The following is a 15,497-nucleotide window of genomic DNA, read 5'->3' on the forward strand; positions in this document are numbered from 1 at the left end:
GCCGGGGCAGCCGCACCCGGAGTACGGCCGGGCTACCGCGGCTGAGCCGCGGAGCCCGCGCCGAGGCCGCCGTAGAGCCGCTCCAGCACCAGGGCGACGCCGTCCTGCGCGTTGCTCGCGGTGACCTCGTCGGCCACCGCCAGCAACGCGGGGTGGGCGTCGGCCATCGCCACCCCGTGGGCGGCCCAGCGCAGCATCGGCAGGTCGTTGGGCATGTCGCCGAAGGCGATGGTGTCCGCCGCCCGCAGCCCCAGCCGGCGGGCCGCGACGGCCAGGCCGGTCGCCTTGGACAGGCCCAGCGGCAGCAGCTCGACCAGCCGCGGGCCGGCCAGGGTGACCCCGACCAGGTCGCCGACGATCCGGTGGGCGGCCTCGGCCAGTTGGTCGTCGGTCAGCCCGGGGTGCTGGACGAAGAGCTTGCCGATCGGCTCGGCGAAGAGCTCGGCGGCCGCCGCCACCCGTCCCAGCGGCAGATCGTCCGAGGTGACGCTGGTCCGGTAGTCGGCCTGGGCCAGCACCCGGCCGTGCATGCCGTCCTGGGCGGCCGCGACGGCGAGCGGGCCGAGCTCGGCGGTCAGCTTGGCCAGGGCCAGCTGGGCGACCTTGCGGTCCAGCGTCATCGAGGTGAGCAGCTTGCCCGCCCCGGCGTCGTAGACCTGGGCGCCCTGGCCGCAGACCGCGATGCCGGTGTAGCCGAAGCCGTCGAGCACCGGGCGGGCCCAGGCGGCCGCCCGGCCGGTCACCACGATGTGCACCGCGCCGGCCGCCGTCGCGACGGCCAGCGCGGCGCGGGTCCGCTCGGTGACCGCCTTCGCGGGGTCGAGCAGGGTGCCGTCCAGATCGGTGGCGATGAGCCGGTACGGCAGCCCGGTGGTCACTTGACCGGGTCCAGCGTGGTCCGGCCGCCCAGGAACGGACGCAGTGCCTCGGGGAGCACCACCGAGCCGTCGGCCTGCTGGTGGTTCTCCAGGATCGCCACGATCAGCCGGGGGACCGCGGCCAGGGTGCCGTTCAGGGTGGCCAGCGGACGGGCCTTGCCGTCCTCGCGCACCCGGATCGACAGCCGGCGGGCCTGGTACTCGGTGGTGTTCGAGGTGGAGGTGACCTCGCGGTACTTGCCCTGGGTCGGGATCCAGGCCTCGATGTCGAACTTCCGCGCGGCGGAGGAGCCCAGGTCGCCGGAGGCGACGTCGATCACCCGGTAGGGCAGCTCCAGCGCGTTGAGGAAGTCCTTCTCCCACTGGAGCAGGCGGCGGTGCTCGGCCTCCGCCTCCTCCGGGGTGGTGTAGACGAACATCTCGACCTTCTCGAACTGGTGCACCCGGATGATGCCGCGGGTGTCCTTGCCGTAGGTCCCGGCCTCCCGGCGGAAGCAGGAGGAGAAGCCGGCGTAGCGCAGCGGCAGCTTGTCGACGTCCAGGATCTCGTCCATGTGGTACGCCGCGAGCGGGACCTCGCTGGTGCCGACCAGGTACCGGTCGTCGTCCGGCAGGTGGTAGACGTTCTCGGCGGCCTGGCCGAGGAAGCCGGTGCCGTCCATCGCGGCCGGGCGGACCAGGGCCGGGGTGATCATCGGGATGAAGCCGAGCGCGGTGGCCTGGGCCATCGCCATGTTGACCAGGGCCAGCTCCAGCAGGGCGCCGGGGCCGGTCAGGTAGTACGAGCGGGCGCCGGCCACCTTGGCCCCGCGCTCCATGTCGATCGCGCCGAGCAGCTGGCCGAGCTCGACGTGGTCCCGGGGCTCGAAGCCCTCGGCCGCGAAGTCGCGCGGGGTGCCGATCTCCTCGAGGGTGACGAAGTCCTCCTCGCCGCCGATCGGGGCGGCCGGGTCGAGCAGGTTGGCCAGCGAGCGCTGCAGCCGCTCGGCCTCCTCCTTGGCCTGGCTCTGCTCGGCGTCGGCGGCCTTGACCTCGGCGGCCAGCTCCTTGGTGCGCTGGAGCAGGGCGGCCTTCTCCTCGCCCTGGGCCTTGGCGACCTGCTTGCCGAGCCCCTTCTGCTCGTTGCGCAGTTCGTCGAAGCGACTGCCCGAGGACCGCCGGCGCTCATCGGCCAGGAGCAGGGCGTCGACCAGGTCGACGTCCTCGCCACGGGCGCGCTGCGAGGCGCGCACTCGGTCAGGGTCTTCACGAAGCAGGCGGAGGTCAATCACGGGGGCAAGCCTACCGGGGCCGGACCCGGCTGGGGATAACTTATCGCTCCCTGTGGATAACTGAGTCGTGCGGCCCCGCCGCCGGGATTTGTCCACAGGCCCGGACCGGGCCCTGTGGATTGCGGTGTGGGGCGGAATGGGGCACCCCTGAATCGGCTCTTCGAGGTTTCAAACCCGGTTTCGCCGTCCCGGCTGAGCGAATTCTGCCACTCGGAGAGGTGACTTCTTGGCAGAAGGGTGACTCTGGTGCGATCAGTCCGTTTTGAGCTGCTTAATGATGATCGGATCGGACCTGGGAGTGGCTAAGCCGGTTTGTCGACTCATCCCCAGGCCTGTGGATAACCGGTGGATAACTTCCGGGAAGCCCCGCCTGTGGATGGCGGAGAGGGCAGGTCACCGCCCTGTGGATGACGCGGTGGGCCGCCTTTCGCGGAGATGTCCGAAAGGCGGCCAGGAGCTGACGCGGGGGTGCCCGGCGGCCGCCCCGGCCCGCGCTCAGCTCTCGCCGCGCCCGTCCAGGCAGCGGGCCAGCCAATCCGCGGCCTCGACGAAATCCTCGTCCGAGGAGCCCGCCCGGCGCGGCGTGGCATCGCGCCGGTCGGCGCGCGGATAGGAGCCGAGGAACCGGATCCGCGGGCAGATCCGCCGCAGGCCCATCACCGTCTCGGCCACCCGCCGCTCGCTCAGGTGACCCTCGCAGTCGATCGAGAAGCAGTAGTTGCCGAGTCCCTGGCCGGTGGGCCGGGATTCGATCCGCATCAGGTTGACCCCGCGCACCGCGAATTCCTGCAGCAGTTCCAGCAGCGCGCCCGGGTGGTTGTCGCCGAGCCAGACCACCAGGGAGGTCTTGTCCCAGCCGGTCGGCGAGGCGACCCGGCCCTGGCCGCCGACCAGCACGAAGCGGGTGGTGGCGGCCTCGGCGTCATGGATGTCGGTGACCAGCGGGTGCAGCCCGTAGAGCGCGGCCGCGAACTCGCCGGCGAAGGCGCCGTCGGCCTGCCCGTCCTGGACCAGCCGGGCGCCGTCCGCGTTGGAGGCGGCCGCCTCCCAGCGGGCGTCCGGCAGGTGGGTGCCCAGCCAGCGCCGCACCTGGGGCTGGGCCACCGGGTGGCTGGTGACGGTCTTGATGTCGGACAGCTCGGTGCCGGGGCGCACCAGCAGCGCGAAGCTGATCGGCAGCAGCACCTCGCGGTAGATCATCAGCGGTGCGCCGAAGGCGAGTTCGTCGGCCGTCGCGGTGACCGCGCCCTCCACCGAGTTCTCGATCGCCACGAAGGCGCCGGCCGCCTCGCCGCCGCGCACCGCGTCCAGCGCGGCCTGCACCGAGGTCAGCGGGACCAGCTCCCGGGTGGCCGCCTCCGGCAGGGTGTGCAGCGCGGCCTCGGTAAAGGTGCCGGCCGGCCCGAGGTAGGTGTAGCGGGTCGCCGACATGCCGCGCCTCCGTGAGCTCGTTCCGACCACTAGCAGGTCTGCCACCTTAGCCACTCCGGTGCCCGGGCGGAGCCGAAGTCCGAACCGTGGTCCCGCGCTGGGGCCCTCACCCCTCCAGCAGCGCCTGCCCCAGGTAGCCCGCGCCGTCGCGCACCCCGGGCGGCACCGCGTAAAGCCCGCTCGCCTCGTGCCGCAGGAAGCGGGAGAGCCCGTCGCCGCGGGCCAGCTTCTGCTGCACCGGGACGAAGCCGCGGGCCGGATCGGCCTGGAAGGCGACGAAGAGCAGCCCCGCGTCCGGCGAGCCGTCCGCCAGCACCCCGTCGGCGTAGGAGAAGCCGCGCCGCAGCATCGCCGCGCCGCCGTTGGCGGCCGGCGCGGCCACCCGGACGTGGGCGTCGGCGGGGATCGCCAGGGTGCCGTCCGGGTTCTGCTTCGCGAGGTCGACCGGGGTGCTCTCGGTGCCGCCGGAGAGCGGGGAGCCGTCGGACTTGCGCCGGCCGATGAAGCGCTCCTGGCGGTCCGTCGGCAGGTTCTCCCAGTCGTCGAGGAGCATCCGGATCCGGCGCAGGACGGCGTAGCTGCCGCCCGCCATCCAGTCGGGCCCGGTGGCGAAGATCCGGGCGGCGAAGTCCGGATCGGTCGGCTCGGGGTTGTTGGTGCCGTCCACCTGGCCCATCAGGTTGCGCCCGGTCATCGGCCTTGCGGTGGCGCCAGGGGTGCGGGCGAAGCCGGCCATCTGCCAGCGCACGCTCGCGGCGGGGGCCGCCTGCTGCTGCAGCACCCGCAGCGCGTGGAAGGCCACCAGCGCGTCGTCGGCGCCGATCTGCACCCACAGGTCGCCGTCGCTGCGCGCGCGGTCGATCGCGTCCAGCGGGAAGTCGGGCAGCGGGGTGAGCGCGGGCGGCCGCCGGTCGGCCAGGCCCGCCTTGTCGAAGAGGGTGGCGCCGAAGCCGACCGTGACGGTCAGCGAGCTGGGCCCGGCGTCCAGCGCGATCTGGTTCTCGTGGCTGGTGGCCGGCTCGCCCGAGGTGAGCCGGGCGATGGTCCGCGACCACTGCTGAAGCAGCGCCCGCAGCCCGCCGAGCCCCGCGTCCGGGGCCAGGTCGAAGGCGGCGAGCTGCGCCCTGGCCTGCTGCGGCTGCAGGATCCCGGCCTGGTGCGGGCCCTGGTGGTCGACCTCGGCGGCGCCCAGGGCGGGCGGCCCGGACGGCGCGCCGGGCACCGCCGCCGCCCGGGCCAGCGCGCCGCCGGTGGCCCCGACGGCGAGCCCGGCCCCGGCGCCGCCGAGCAGCGCCCGCCGGGAGAAGCCGCTCTCTCGTGTGCTGGTCATGCTCAGCCGATCGTCAGTTGCTTGGTCTCGGTGTCCTGGTCGATGTCCGAGGAGCGGACGACCACCGCCGCGACCCACTCGCCGGTGAGCGGGATCTGCGCGGTGCCGCTCCAGCGGCCGGTGCCGGACTTGGTCAGCGTCACCGGCAGCGGGCCCAGGTCGCGGTCGGGCAGCGTGAAGGAGAGCTGGGCCTCCGGCACGTCCACCGGCTGCCCGGCGCCGTTCGCCACCTGCAGGGTCAGCTGGTTGGCGCCGGTGGTGGCCGGGTTGACGGTGAGGGTGGCGGTGCCCTTGGCGCCCGCCTCGGTGCCGCCGGTGTCGTAGGGGATCTTCAGCTCCACGGTGCGGGCGCCCGCGCCCCCGCTCGGCGCCGCGGCCGCCGCGCTGCCGCCGCCGGAGCTCGCGGCGGCGACCTGGGCCGCCACCCGGCCGGGCGGGGCGTTGGTGAGCAGCGTGGTGACCACCAGCACGCCGATCGCCACCACCGCCTCGATCAGCACCGAGCGCCGCAGCCCGGCCTGCGTCGGCGAGCCGTCCTGGGCCCGGCGCACTCCGGCCGCGGCCACCGCCGCCCGCTGCCGCTCCAACTGCGCCCGCCGCCCGGGGTCGAGCCCGGGGCCGGCGTCGATGTCCGTTCCGGCGCTTTCCGTTCTGGCGCTTTCCGTTCCGGCGCTGTCGGTCACGCTGTCGTCCGCCGTCAGGCCGATCGCGGCACCGACCCGGACGTCGGCCCGCTCGACGTCCGCCTCGTCCGCCCGGTCCGCCTTGTCCGTCTGGTCTGCCGCCGCGTCCGCCGTGGCCGGCACCCCCGCGCCCGCCCGCAACCGCGCCGTCCAGCGCCTGGAGAAGAAGGCCGCGCCCAGCATCACCAGCACCAGGCCGACCTTGATCAGCAGCAGCCGCCCGTACTCGGTGTCCACCAGGGCGCCCCAGGAGCCGACGCCCCGCCAGGCCTGGTAGACGCCGGTCGCCACCAGCGCGGCCACCGAGACCAGCGCGACCTTGGAGAACCGGTCCGCCACCGCCACCCCGGCCCCGTCGCGCAGCGCGAGGACCAGCGCGACCAGGCCGCCCAGCCAGCAGGCCATCGCGACCAGGTGGAGCATGTCGAAGGGCAGCGCGACCCAGACCTGGATGCCGACCGCCGCGTGGTCGGCCGCCGCCCAGGTGGCCGCCAGCCCCAGCGCGAGCAGCGCCCCGCCCACGCCGAGCGCCAGCCGCGCCTCGCGCAGCGGCCGCTCGGCGGCCCGCCGCTCCAGCCGGCGCAGCTCGTCCTCCTCCGCGTCGCCACTCGGTGCGGTGGCCGCGACCGGCGCGGACTCCTGGCCCAGCTGCCCCACCAGCAGCGACAGGAAGACCCCGCCCGCCGCCAGCAGCAGCAGCCGCGCGGCCAGCGCGGTGCCGAGCCGCTCGTCCAGCGTGCCGCGCACCAGCGACAGGTCGAAGACCCGGCCCAGCCCGCTGCCCTGCTCGTACGGGCCGCGCAGCAGCAGCACCGCGACGGTGGCCGCCAGCAGCCCCACCCAGCCGCCCATCAGCAGCCGCTGCACCGAGCGCGCCTGCGCCCCGCGCGGCCAGCAGAGCAGCACGAAGGCCGCCACCCCGACCAGCAGCGCGAACGCCCCGTAGGCCACCGCGCGCCCGGTCCCGTAGAGCGCGGAGACGGTGCCGTTCGCCTGCGCGCCCTGGATCTGCGAGGTGGAGACCGAGGTGTCGGAGGGCGCGCCGATCGAGAAGGTGAAGGCGCCGCCGACCACGTGGGTGTCGGCCGAGACGGCCCGCCAGGCGACCGTGTAGGTGCCGTTGCCCAGGCCGGGCCGCAGGCCGACGGTGGCGGTGTCGCCCCGGCCGTCGGCGTGGCCCGGGTTGCCGAGGTCCACCGGCTTGCCGCCCGGGTCGAGCACCCGGACGGAGTCGCCGGAGAGCGTCACGCCCTCGCTGAAGGTCAGTGTCACGGCGGCCGGTTCGGTGGCCACCACCGAGTTCTGCGCGGGGTCGGTCTGCAGCAGCGCCGCGTGCGCGGCGGCGGGCGAGGCGGTGCCGATCAGCAGGACCAGCAGCGCACCGGCGGTGGCGAGCCAGGTCCGGGCTTGGCGCAGCAGCATCTGGAGGTCAGCTCCCGGGTCGGTAGGTGAGGGGTTGCACCGGCACCTGGACCACGATGGTGCCGCCGTGCGCGAAGTGCAGGTCCAGCTCCAGCCGGTCGCCGACGGCGGGCTGCTTCTGCCAGCCCATGATCATCAGGTGCAGCCCGCCGCGGGCCAGTCGCAGGGTGCCCCCGGCGGGGACCGGCAGGCTGTCCACCTCGTCCATGCTGGTGTCGGTGGACCGGTGCATGCTGATCGAGCCGGCCCCCGGGCTGCTCACCCGGACCAGGGTGTCCGCGGCGCCGCCGGTGTTGCGGACCGTCAGGTAGCCGGCCGCCATGCTGTCGCTGGTGCCGGCGGCGGGCAGCGGGATGTAGGAGTCGGTGACGCTGAGCTTCGCGCTCGCGTCGTGGCCGCCCGCGCCCGCCACGACTATCGCGCTGACGGTCAGCGCGGCGGCCACCGCGGCCCCCGCGAGCGCGGTGCGGCGGAACTCCCGGGAGGCGGGCATCAGGCCGCCACCCCCTTGGCCAGCAGCGGCAGGTCGTGCTCGAAGGTGGCGGTGGAGGTGTCGCTCAGGTAGAGCACGTGCGCCTTGTCGTCGGAGGGCAGGAAGGCCAGCACCTGGGCGCCGTGCGAGGAGGTCACCGTGCCGTCCTTGTTGACCACCGGGTCCTCGACCAGGATGCCCAGGCTCTGCGCGGCCGCCTTCACCTTGGTCAGGTCGCCGGTCATGCCGATGAAGTCCTTGTCGAAGGAGTTCAGCCAGGTGCGCAGCACCGTGGGGGTGTCCACCTGCGGGTCGGTGGAGACGAAGACGACGTCCACCTCGGCCCGCTCCTCGGGGGTCAGCTTCTGCATCGCCACGCCGATGTCGCCCATCGTGGTGGGGCAGACGTCGGGGCAGCTGGTGTAGCCGAAGAAGAGCAGCGTGGTCCGGCCCGCGGTGCGCCGGCGCAGGTCGAAGGGCTGGCCGCTGGTGTCGGGCAGCACCAGGTCGGGCTTGTCGAAGTGCTTGGCCAGCACGGTGCCCTGGTAGGGCGAGTTCTGCTTCTCCTGGGAGACCACGGCCGCGCCGTCGGACGCCTTGGTGGTGCCCGAGCCGCAGGAGGTCAGCGCGAGGGCGGCGGCGACGGCGAGGGCGGCGGCACCGGCGGCCCGCCGACGGGAGGAGAGGGGCTTCATACCTGTGACTGTCCGTTTCGTGAGGGCTGGGCGGTGCTGGGGTCCGGCCGGGGCCGGCCGGCCGCGGGGGCGGGACGGCCCCGGCCGGGGCGGCTCAGGAGGCGGGGGTGCCGCTCCTGCGGCGCCCGCCGATCACTCCGAGCGCGCCGAGGGCGGCGCCGACCACGCCGACCACGATGCCGACCACGCCCAGGGTGCGGGCGGTCGAGTCGTCGGACTTGGCCGCCGCGACGGCGGCGCCGTCCCGCGAGGCGCCCGGCGTGCTGACGGCGGCCGCCGCGGCGGCGTCGACCGCGGGGGTGAGGGTCAGCGTCGGGGCCGGGTGCTGCGGCTCCGGCTGGCCCTGCTTGGCCTCGTCGATCCAGCGCACCACGGTGCCGTCGTCGTAGGTCTGCAGCGCCTTGAAGACCAGCTTGTCGGTGTCCTTGGGCAGCGGGCCGAAGGAGATCTTGAACTCCTGGAACTGGCCGGGGCCGACCTTGCCGGTGGCGTCGGCGGTCCAGGTGATCTTGCTGACCGCGTCGGTGACCGAGTCGCCGTCGTCGGTCTTCACCGGGGTGTCCAGGTGGGTCTTGTCGACGGTGGCGGTCCAGCCGGGCAGCGGCTGGGTCGAGACCGAGGCGATCGGGTGGTCGGTCGGCACGGTGACCTCCAGCTTCACCGTGCTCGCCTTGTCGCTCTCGTCCGGCACCCGGAACGCGACGGCGGTGTAGCCGCCCTGCTGGGCGGTGCCGGGCTGCACGGTGACGTGCGCGAAGGCGGGAACGGCGGTGGCCAGGACGGCGCCGGCCGCGAGGAGCACGGCGGCGGCGGAACGGCGGGCGGGAAGGGAACGCATCGTGGCAGGTCTCCAACGGGAGCAGGGCACACCGGTGCCCTGGACAGCGGGGGTGAGGACGGGTGCGTACGCGCGCGCCCGGCCCCCGCACCGTCGACCGGTGGTGTCCCGATCCCGGTGGTGACGAGGGGTCAGCGCGCGCGGGCCGCCACCGGCGGACCGCGCCGGATCACGCTGTGCCGCAGCGCCAGGACCACCGGCGGACGGCTGTTCCCGGTGTCCGGGCACGGCCCGCGCACCCCGGCCCCGGCCACCGCGAGCAGGCCGCGCAGCACCGCGGCGACCAGCGCCAGCGCCCGCCCCAGCGGAGCGGTCCACTGCTGCCGGGCCTCGCGGGCGGCGCCGTGCGCCAGCCGGATGACGCGCCACAGCGCCGCCTCGCCGCGCCGCAGCCACCAGCCGGCCAGCACGGCCGCCAGCAGGTGGCCGAGCAGCATCGCGGGGCTGAGGCCGAACTGCCACCAGGGCGCGGTGGCGGCGGCGTGGTAGGCGCTCGGGTCCAGGCCGGCCGCGCCGAGCAGTTGGGCGGGGCTGGTCCCGGCGGGCAGCGTGTGCGGCAACCCGGGCAGGTCGTTGCAGACCAGCCGGCCGGCGGCCTGGTCCATCGTCATCCCGGCCATCATCTGGTGGCCGGTGCCGTGGAAGAGCAGGTGCAGCCCGAGCTGGCCCGAGCCGAGCGCACCGGCGATGCCGAGCAGCGAGCGCTCGCGCCCGCCGAGCAGCACCGCGAGCGCGGCGACCAGGGTGAAGCCGAGCAGCAGGGTCGGCACGGCGACCGTGCCGCCGCCGCCCATGGTGTGCCCCGCGGTGGCCACCACCGTGCAGACCAGCGCGAACGGGACCGCCCGCAGCAGCCGCAGGTCCCACCCGGCGCGCAGCGCGGGGCGGAGCGCCGGGGCGGCGTCCGGATGCGGTGCGGGCTGGTGGTCGGTCATGGCCGGGCCATCATCTCATCGGGTCCGCGGCTGCCCGGGGCGGGGGGCGAATCGACTCCGCCGCGTCCGCCCGGCTGCCCGGGGTCCCTCCAATGGCCCCGGCGCATTCGAGTGAGACGCGCGCCGTTCGGCATACCGTGCCGCGGCAGTCCATCCGCCGAATGGGCGGAGTGCTCGTCCGGCGACGGTTCACGGCCGGATCGCTCGGAAATACCTAGTTGTATGTGGAGCCCCAGCCAGGAGGGACCGGTCGTGGACATCTGGTGGACTCTGCACCTCAAGCGCGAGCTGGCGAGCGTTCCGCTGGCCCGGCGCTTCCTGCTCGGCACCATGGAGAGCGCCGGCGTCGACCCGCAGATCGCCCATGACCTCGGTCTCGCGCTGACCGAGGCCTGTGCGAACGCGGTGGAGCACGCGGGCGCGCACCGCGGCGACGGCTTCCAGGTCACCGCCGCGCTCGACGGCGACCTGCTGCGGATCGAGGTGGTCGACTCCGGTCCAGGCCTGCCCGCGGGCCCGCACCTGGTGCCGGCCCGCGCCCAGCTGCCGGCCCTGCCCGCGCTGCCCACCGCGCGCCCCCACACCCGCCCGCGCCGCCGCCGCGGCCGCGCCACCCTGCCGGGCCCCGCCGCGCTGGGCCCCGCCCGCCGCACCCGCCCCACTCCCTACGACACCCACGTCCTGCCGCCCGGCCGCCCGCACCCCGCGCTGCCCCGGCTGCCCGAGCTCGACACCCTGCCCGACCTCGGCGCCGAGTCCGGCCGCGGCCTCTTCCTGATCCGCGCCCTGACCGACCACGTCCGCCTGCACAACCACCCCCAGCGCGGCGCGATCGTCAGCTTCGACAAGCTGCTCAACCGCCCGGCCCTGCGGGTGGCCTCCTGACCGGCGGGCGGCCCTTCCTGACCGGCGGGCGCGGGTGGACGGCCCGTTCTCTCCTACCCTCCCCCCCATGACCGACTGGGACCTCAAGAAGCTCCGGGTGCTGCGGGCACTGCACGAGTGCGGCACCGTCACCGCCGCCGGGGCGCGGCTGAATCTAACGCCGTCGGCGGTGTCGCAGCAGTTGGCGGCGCTGGCCCGGCAGGTGGGGGCGCCGATGGTGGAGCCGTACGGGCGGCGGGTGCGGTTGACGGCGGCGGCCCGGCTGGTGCTGCGGCACGCGGACCGGGTGTTCGGGCAACTGGAGCAGGCCGAGGCGGAGTTGGCGGGCTACCTGCACGGGGAGGCGGGGGAGGTGCGGGTCGGCGCGTTCGCGACGGCGATCACCGCGCTGGTGGTGCCGGCGGTGGTGCGGCTGCGCGAGTCGGCGCCGCGGCTGGCGGTGCGGGTGGTGGAGGCGGAGGCGGCCGAGGCGGTGGCGCTGCTGGCGGCCGGGGCGGTGGACGTCTCGGTCTCGCTCAACGTCCGGGGGAGCGCGGGTGAGGACCCCAGGTTCGTCCAGGTCCCGGTGCTGGACGACCCGCTGGACGTCGCGCTGCCGCTGGAGCACCCGTGGGCCCGCCGCGAGGGGCTGCGGCTGGCCGAACTGGCGGACGAGCCTTGGATCTTCGGAGGGTCCGGTCCCTGGCGGGACATCACCTTGGGAGCCTGTGCCGAGGCCGGGTTCGTCCCGGAGCGGGCGCACACCGCCGCCGACTGGGCGGCGATCCTGACCATGGTCGGCGCGGGCCTCGGGGTGGCGCTGGTGCCGCGACTGCTGGTGGGCGCCGGGTCGATCCAGGGGGCTCGGGGCGTGGCGGTGCGCACCCTGCCCGCCGACCTGCCCAGCCGCCGGGTGGTGGCCGCCGTCCGGGCGGGCACCGAGCAGGCGCCGCCGCTGCGCCGGGTGCTCTCCGAGATCGTGAGGTCCGCCGCACTGTGAAGCCTGGCTCAACGTTTCGATCAGTTATTCGCGATGGACCTGAAGAGTCATCGCCTCGCACAGTGGAGCCATGACGACCTACGACCCCGGCTACGCCGACTACCAGGACCTCGCCGCCGACGCCGGCTACCGCCGGCTCCCCGACCTGGCCGACCGCCGCCTGGGCGCCGCGGTCCTCGCCGCCAGCGACGAGCACTTCGCCGAGCGGGAGAACCTGCTGCGCCCCGAGACCCCGCGCTTCCGTCCGCACACCTTCGGGCCCAAGGGCCAGCTGATGGACGGCTGGGAGAGCCGCCGCCGCCGGGGCGCGGACACCGCCCACCCGCACCCGGTGGCCGCCGACCACGACTGGGCGCTGATCCGGCTCGGCCTGCCGGGTGTGATCCAGGGCATCGTGGTCGACACCGCCCACTTCCGCGGCAACCCCCCGCAGCGGATCAGCGTGGAGGCCGCCGAGCTGCCGGGCCTGCCCGGCCCGGCCGAGCTGCTCGACGCGGCCGTGCCGTGGCACGAGATCGTCGCGCCGAGCGCGGTGGCCGGCCACGCCGCCAACGGCTTCGCCGTCACGGACGGTCGCCGCTTCACCCACCTGCGGCTCAAGCAGTTCCCGGACGGCGGGATCGCGCGGCTGCGGGTGCACGGCACCGGCCGCCCCGATCCGGCCTGGCTGGCGGCGCTCGGCAGCTTCGACCTGGCCGCGCTGGAGCACGGCGGCAGCGTCGAGGACGCCTCCGACCGCTTCTTCTCGCCGCCGGTCAACCTGATCATGCCCGGCCGCTCCCGCGAGATGGGCGAGGGCTGGGAGAACCGCCGCCGCCGCGATCAGGGCCACGACTGGGTCCGGCTGCGGCTGGCCGGGCGCGGCGTGGTCCGCGCCCTTGAGGTGGACACCGGCAACTACCTCGGCAACGCGGCGGGCTGGGCCGCCGTGCTCGGCTTCGACGCCACCGACCCGCGGGCCGGTGACCCGGCCGACCACGCCGCGCCCGGCTGGTTCGAACTGCTGCCGCGCACCGCACTGCAGCCCGACGCGGTGCACCGCTTCGTCCTCGGCGCGGCGGCGGGCGAGGCACCGGGCACGGCACCGGGCACGGCACCGGGCGAGGCCGCCGGTGGCGCGGCCCAGCGGCCGGCCACCCACGCCCGGATCGACGTCTTCCCGGACGGCGGCGTCGCCCGGCTGCGCCTGCACGGTTCGCTCGCCTAGCGTCGGCCCCGAGCCGGGCGCACTGTGGACATATGTTGCATCGGATGTACGCCGAGTACGGCGACCAGGGCCCGTCCGGCCCGGTGAAGCAGTGGCACATGGTCCAGGGCGAGAAGATCGAGGGCCTGTGCGGCCGAGCGCTGGCCCTGGGGTCGGCCACCCGCGAGCCGACCGAGTGGGGACGGACCGCGGAGCCCTGCTGCCGCTCCTGCGGGGTGGTCTGGTTCCAGTCCGTCCCGTTCCTGGCCGACGAGCACGACCGGTCCCAGTACCTGCCCCAGGAGAACCCCTAACCCCTAGCCCTGCGCCGAGCCGCCGCCGGGCGCGATCAGGCCGGTCTCGTAGGCGAGCACCACCGCCTGCACCCGGTCGCGCAGGCCGAGCTTGGTCAGGATCCGGGTCACGTGGGTCTTCACCGTGGTCTGCCCCAGGGTCAACCGGTCGGCCAGCTCGGCGTTGCTCAGGCCGGTGGCCATCAGCCGCAGCACCTCCAGCTCGCGCGGGGTGAGCGCGGCCAGGTCGCGGTGGAGGTGGTCGCGGGCCTCGTCGCGGTGGGCGAAGCGCTCGATCAGGCGGCGGGTGATGGCGGGGGCCAGCAGCGCGTCGCCGGAGCGCACCAGGCGGATCGAGGCGACCAGGTGCTCGGGGCTGACGTCCTTGAGCAGGAACCCGCTGGCGCCCGCGGTGAGCGCGGCGTAGACGTAGTGGTCCAGGTCGTAGGTGGTCAGGATGATCACCTTGCTCTCGCAGCCGCCGCCGGCCAGCAGCTGCCGGGTGGCCTCCAGGCCGTCCAGCTCCGGCATCCTGATGTCCATCAGCACCACATCCGGGCGGGTGCGGCGGACGGCGGCGACGGCCTCGGCGCCGTTCACCGCCTCGGCCACCACCTCGATGCCGTCGCTGGCCAGGATCATCCTGAACCCGGTGCGCACCAGCGCCTGGTCGTCGGCGATGACGGCGCGCAGCGGTGTGGTGTCCATGGGAGTCCTCCGGTTCAGCCGGTCCGCCGGTGCAGGCGGGCCTCGATCAGGTAGCCGCCGCCGATTCTCCGTCCCGCGTCCAGGCTGCCGCCATAGAGGGCCAGGCGTTCGCGCAGCCCGATCAGGCCGCGGCCGCCGCCGGTGGCCGCCTGCGGGCTCCTGGTGCCGCCGGTGTCGGCCACCTCGATCCGCAGCCACTGCTCGTCGTGACCGATCGTCACCGAGACCTGGGCGCCGACCGCGTGCTTGAGCGCGTTGGTCAGCGCCTCCTGCACCACCCGGTAGGCGGTCAGGTCGACTCCGGAGGGCAGCGGCTCGGGCGGCAGCGAGAGGGCCAGGGTGACCGGCAGCCCGGCCGCCCCGACCCGCGCGGCCAGTGCCGCCAACTGGTCCAGGCCGGGCTGCGGTTCGAGCTCGTCCGGGCTGCCGTCGGCGGCCCGGCCGGTGCCGGAGGCGGCCAGCAGGCCCATCACGTGGCGCAGTTCGGCCATCGCCGCCCGGCCGCCGGACTCCACCGCGAGCATCGCCTCGCGCGCGAGGTCGGGCGAGCTGTCCAGCACCCGGCGGGCCGCGCCGGCCTGGATCACCATCACGCTGACGTTGTGCGTCACCACGTCGTGCAGTTCGGCGGCGATCCGCGCGCGCTCCTCCGCCACGGCCAAGGCGGTCGCCGCCTGTTGGGCCGACCGCACCTCGGCAAGCCGCTGCTGACTCGCCGTCAGGGTCTGCCGCGAGTGGCGGACCACGGCGGCGATGAGCGCGACCACGTTGAGGATCACGTACGGGCGGGTGATCAGCGGCCAGGCGGCTTCGGCGCTCCGGTCCAGGACGGTGGCGGCGAGCACCGCGCCGAGCGCGAAACTGCCCAGGACCGGCGGCAGGTTGCGGCTGTGGGCGACCGCGCTCCGGGCGGCGACGGCGCAGCCCAGCACGCTGAGCCAGCTGCCGTAGGCCTGGGTGTCGAGCGCCGCGATCTGCACCGCCCAGAAGACCGCGAGCGGGTAGCGGCGCCGGGCCACCAGCGGCAGTGCGGTCAGTGCGAGCAGCGCGTACTCGCGGGGCTCCAGCGGCACCGGGACGGAGGGGCCGGGCAGCGCGTGGCACAACTCCTGCGCGGGGCAGGAGTAAGGCAGCGGGCCGTCCTGCGAGTCCAGGCTCCGCCGGCCGATGCTGGCGAAGGTGCCCGCGTAGAGCACCGCGGCGGTCAGCAACAGGCCGAGCAGCGCGTCGGCGAGCATCGTGCGGCGGTCCGGCCAGGCCGTCCGCTCGTCGCTGCGCAGTGTCTCGCGCGCCAACTGCCGCCAGTCGCGTGGTTCATCAGGGGTGGGCACCGGCTCATTGTGCGGCCGGACTCCTCCGTTCCGCATCGATCCCGGTGACCGTCCCGCCGACCGGGCGGTGTACTTCGCAAGGAGGACTCCGGCGCCGGTCCTCCCCGAGGAGGACGGATTGTCGATTCGGCGGCCGACGCGGTCGGGAGCGGCCCGCTCC

General features: G+C 75.1%; 15 protein-coding genes. 4 read left to right on the forward strand and 11 right to left on the reverse strand.

All coding sequences use genetic code 11. The annotated features are described in order from the left end of the window. Positions 1 to 32: 32 nt before the first annotated feature. From OG455_RS20545 to OG455_RS20585, 9 genes are all read right to left on the reverse strand, one after another. Positions 33 to 878 (reverse strand): HAD family hydrolase, encoded by an 846-nt coding sequence (locus OG455_RS20545; RefSeq protein WP_266295819.1) that lies wholly within the window; start codon positions 876 to 878, stop codon positions 33 to 35. Then, positions 875 to 2,149 (reverse strand): serine--tRNA ligase, encoded by a 1,275-nt coding sequence (gene serS, locus OG455_RS20550; protein WP_266295821.1) that lies wholly within the window; start codon positions 2,147 to 2,149, stop codon positions 875 to 877. Before serS ends, OG455_RS20545 begins: the two co-directional genes overlap by 4 nt. A gap of 495 nt (positions 2,150 to 2,644) precedes the next feature. Further along, on the reverse strand, positions 2,645 to 3,580 hold the full coding sequence (gene pheA / locus OG455_RS20555; protein ID WP_266295823.1) for a prephenate dehydratase: 936 nt from the start codon (positions 3,578 to 3,580) through the stop codon (positions 2,645 to 2,647). Between the two features lie 106 nt (positions 3,581 to 3,686). Further along, positions 3,687 to 4,910, reverse strand: a complete 1,224-nt coding sequence (efeB, locus tag OG455_RS20560) for an iron uptake transporter deferrochelatase/peroxidase subunit (RefSeq protein ID WP_266295825.1) — start codon at positions 4,908 to 4,910, stop codon at positions 3,687 to 3,689. A 2-nt stretch (positions 4,911 to 4,912) separates the two neighbouring features. Next, complete coding sequence (locus OG455_RS20565) at positions 4,913 to 7,015, reverse strand: copper resistance protein CopC (protein WP_266295827.1); 2,103 nt, start codon at positions 7,013 to 7,015, stop codon at positions 4,913 to 4,915. 7 nt (positions 7,016 to 7,022) lie between these two features. Continuing rightward, positions 7,023 to 7,508, reverse strand: coding sequence for a copper chaperone PCu(A)C (locus tag OG455_RS20570; protein ID WP_266295829.1), 486 nt, complete (start codon positions 7,506 to 7,508; stop codon positions 7,023 to 7,025). Next, entirely contained in the window at positions 7,508 to 8,182 is a 675-nt protein-coding gene (locus tag OG455_RS20575; RefSeq protein ID WP_266295831.1) for an SCO family protein, read from the reverse strand. The genes OG455_RS20570 and OG455_RS20575 overlap by 1 nt, the downstream gene beginning before the upstream one ends. A gap of 94 nt (positions 8,183 to 8,276) precedes the next feature. After that, positions 8,277 to 9,020, reverse strand: coding sequence for a YcnI family protein (locus OG455_RS20580; protein WP_266295833.1), 744 nt, complete (start codon positions 9,018 to 9,020; stop codon positions 8,277 to 8,279). A 131-nt stretch (positions 9,021 to 9,151) separates the two neighbouring features. Beyond that, on the reverse strand, positions 9,152 to 9,955 hold the full coding sequence (locus OG455_RS20585; protein WP_266295835.1) for a hypothetical protein: 804 nt from the start codon (positions 9,953 to 9,955) through the stop codon (positions 9,152 to 9,154). A 252-nt stretch (positions 9,956 to 10,207) separates the two neighbouring features. On the opposite strand from OG455_RS20585, the gene OG455_RS20590 reads away from it, so the two are divergent. The 4 genes from OG455_RS20590 (at position 10,208) to OG455_RS20605 (ending at position 13,319) form a co-directional block, all read left to right on the forward strand. Then, positions 10,208 to 10,840 carry an ATP-binding protein gene (locus OG455_RS20590; protein ID WP_266295837.1) on the forward strand — a complete coding sequence of 211 codons (633 nt, stop codon included), beginning with the start codon at positions 10,208 to 10,210 and terminating at the stop codon, positions 10,838 to 10,840. A 67-nt stretch (positions 10,841 to 10,907) separates the two neighbouring features. Continuing rightward, complete coding sequence (locus tag OG455_RS20595; RefSeq protein ID WP_266295839.1) at positions 10,908 to 11,819, forward strand: LysR family transcriptional regulator; 912 nt, start codon at positions 10,908 to 10,910, stop codon at positions 11,817 to 11,819. A 70-nt stretch (positions 11,820 to 11,889) separates the two neighbouring features. Continuing rightward, the gene (alc, locus tag OG455_RS20600; protein ID WP_266295841.1) at positions 11,890 to 13,026 is read left to right on the forward strand and encodes an allantoicase; all 1,137 of its coding nucleotides are present in this window, start codon (positions 11,890 to 11,892) and stop codon (positions 13,024 to 13,026) included. A 44-nt stretch (positions 13,027 to 13,070) separates the two neighbouring features. After that, positions 13,071 to 13,319: a hypothetical protein gene (locus tag OG455_RS20605; protein WP_266295843.1), complete on the forward strand. Its 249-nt coding sequence runs from the start codon at positions 13,071 to 13,073 to the stop codon at positions 13,317 to 13,319. Positions 13,320 to 13,322: 3 nt separating this feature from the next. Here the strand turns inward: OG455_RS20605 and OG455_RS20610 are convergent, their stop codons facing one another. After that, the gene (locus tag OG455_RS20610; RefSeq protein WP_266295845.1) at positions 13,323 to 14,006 is read right to left on the reverse strand and encodes a response regulator transcription factor; all 684 of its coding nucleotides are present in this window, start codon (positions 14,004 to 14,006) and stop codon (positions 13,323 to 13,325) included. Positions 14,007 to 14,020: 14 nt separating this feature from the next. Then, positions 14,021 to 15,337, reverse strand: coding sequence for a sensor histidine kinase (locus OG455_RS20615; protein ID WP_266295847.1), 1,317 nt, complete (start codon positions 15,335 to 15,337; stop codon positions 14,021 to 14,023). Positions 15,338 to 15,497 lie beyond the last annotated feature (160 nt).

The sequence above is a fragment of the Kitasatospora sp. NBC_01287 genome, from assembly GCF_026340565.1.
GTDB lineage: Bacteria > Actinomycetota > Actinomycetes > Streptomycetales > Streptomycetaceae > Kitasatospora.

Excerpts from the sequence above, each read along its gene's own strand:
- pheA (WP_266295823.1), bottom strand. The coding sequence starts at position 3,580 with ATGTCGGCGACCCGCTACACCTACCTCGGGCCGGCCGGCACCTTTACC.
- efeB (WP_266295825.1), bottom strand. The coding sequence starts at position 4,910 with ATGACCAGCACACGAGAGAGCGGCTTCTCCCGGCGGGCGCTGCTCGGC.
- OG455_RS20565 (WP_266295827.1), bottom strand. The coding sequence starts at position 7,015 with ATGCTGCTGCGCCAAGCCCGGACCTGGCTCGCCACCGCCGGTGCGCTG.
- OG455_RS20570 (WP_266295829.1), bottom strand. The coding sequence starts at position 7,508 with ATGCCCGCCTCCCGGGAGTTCCGCCGCACCGCGCTCGCGGGGGCCGCG.
- OG455_RS20575 (WP_266295831.1), bottom strand. The coding sequence starts at position 8,182 with ATGAAGCCCCTCTCCTCCCGTCGGCGGGCCGCCGGTGCCGCCGCCCTC.
- OG455_RS20580 (WP_266295833.1), bottom strand. The coding sequence starts at position 9,020 with ATGCGTTCCCTTCCCGCCCGCCGTTCCGCCGCCGCCGTGCTCCTCGCG.
- OG455_RS20585 (WP_266295835.1), bottom strand. The coding sequence starts at position 9,955 with ATGACCGACCACCAGCCCGCACCGCATCCGGACGCCGCCCCGGCGCTC.
- OG455_RS20595 (WP_266295839.1), top strand. The coding sequence starts at position 10,908 with ATGACCGACTGGGACCTCAAGAAGCTCCGGGTGCTGCGGGCACTGCAC.
- alc (WP_266295841.1), top strand. The coding sequence starts at position 11,890 with ATGACGACCTACGACCCCGGCTACGCCGACTACCAGGACCTCGCCGCC.
- OG455_RS20605 (WP_266295843.1), top strand. The coding sequence starts at position 13,071 with ATGTACGCCGAGTACGGCGACCAGGGCCCGTCCGGCCCGGTGAAGCAG.
- OG455_RS20610 (WP_266295845.1), bottom strand. The coding sequence starts at position 14,006 with ATGGACACCACACCGCTGCGCGCCGTCATCGCCGACGACCAGGCGCTG.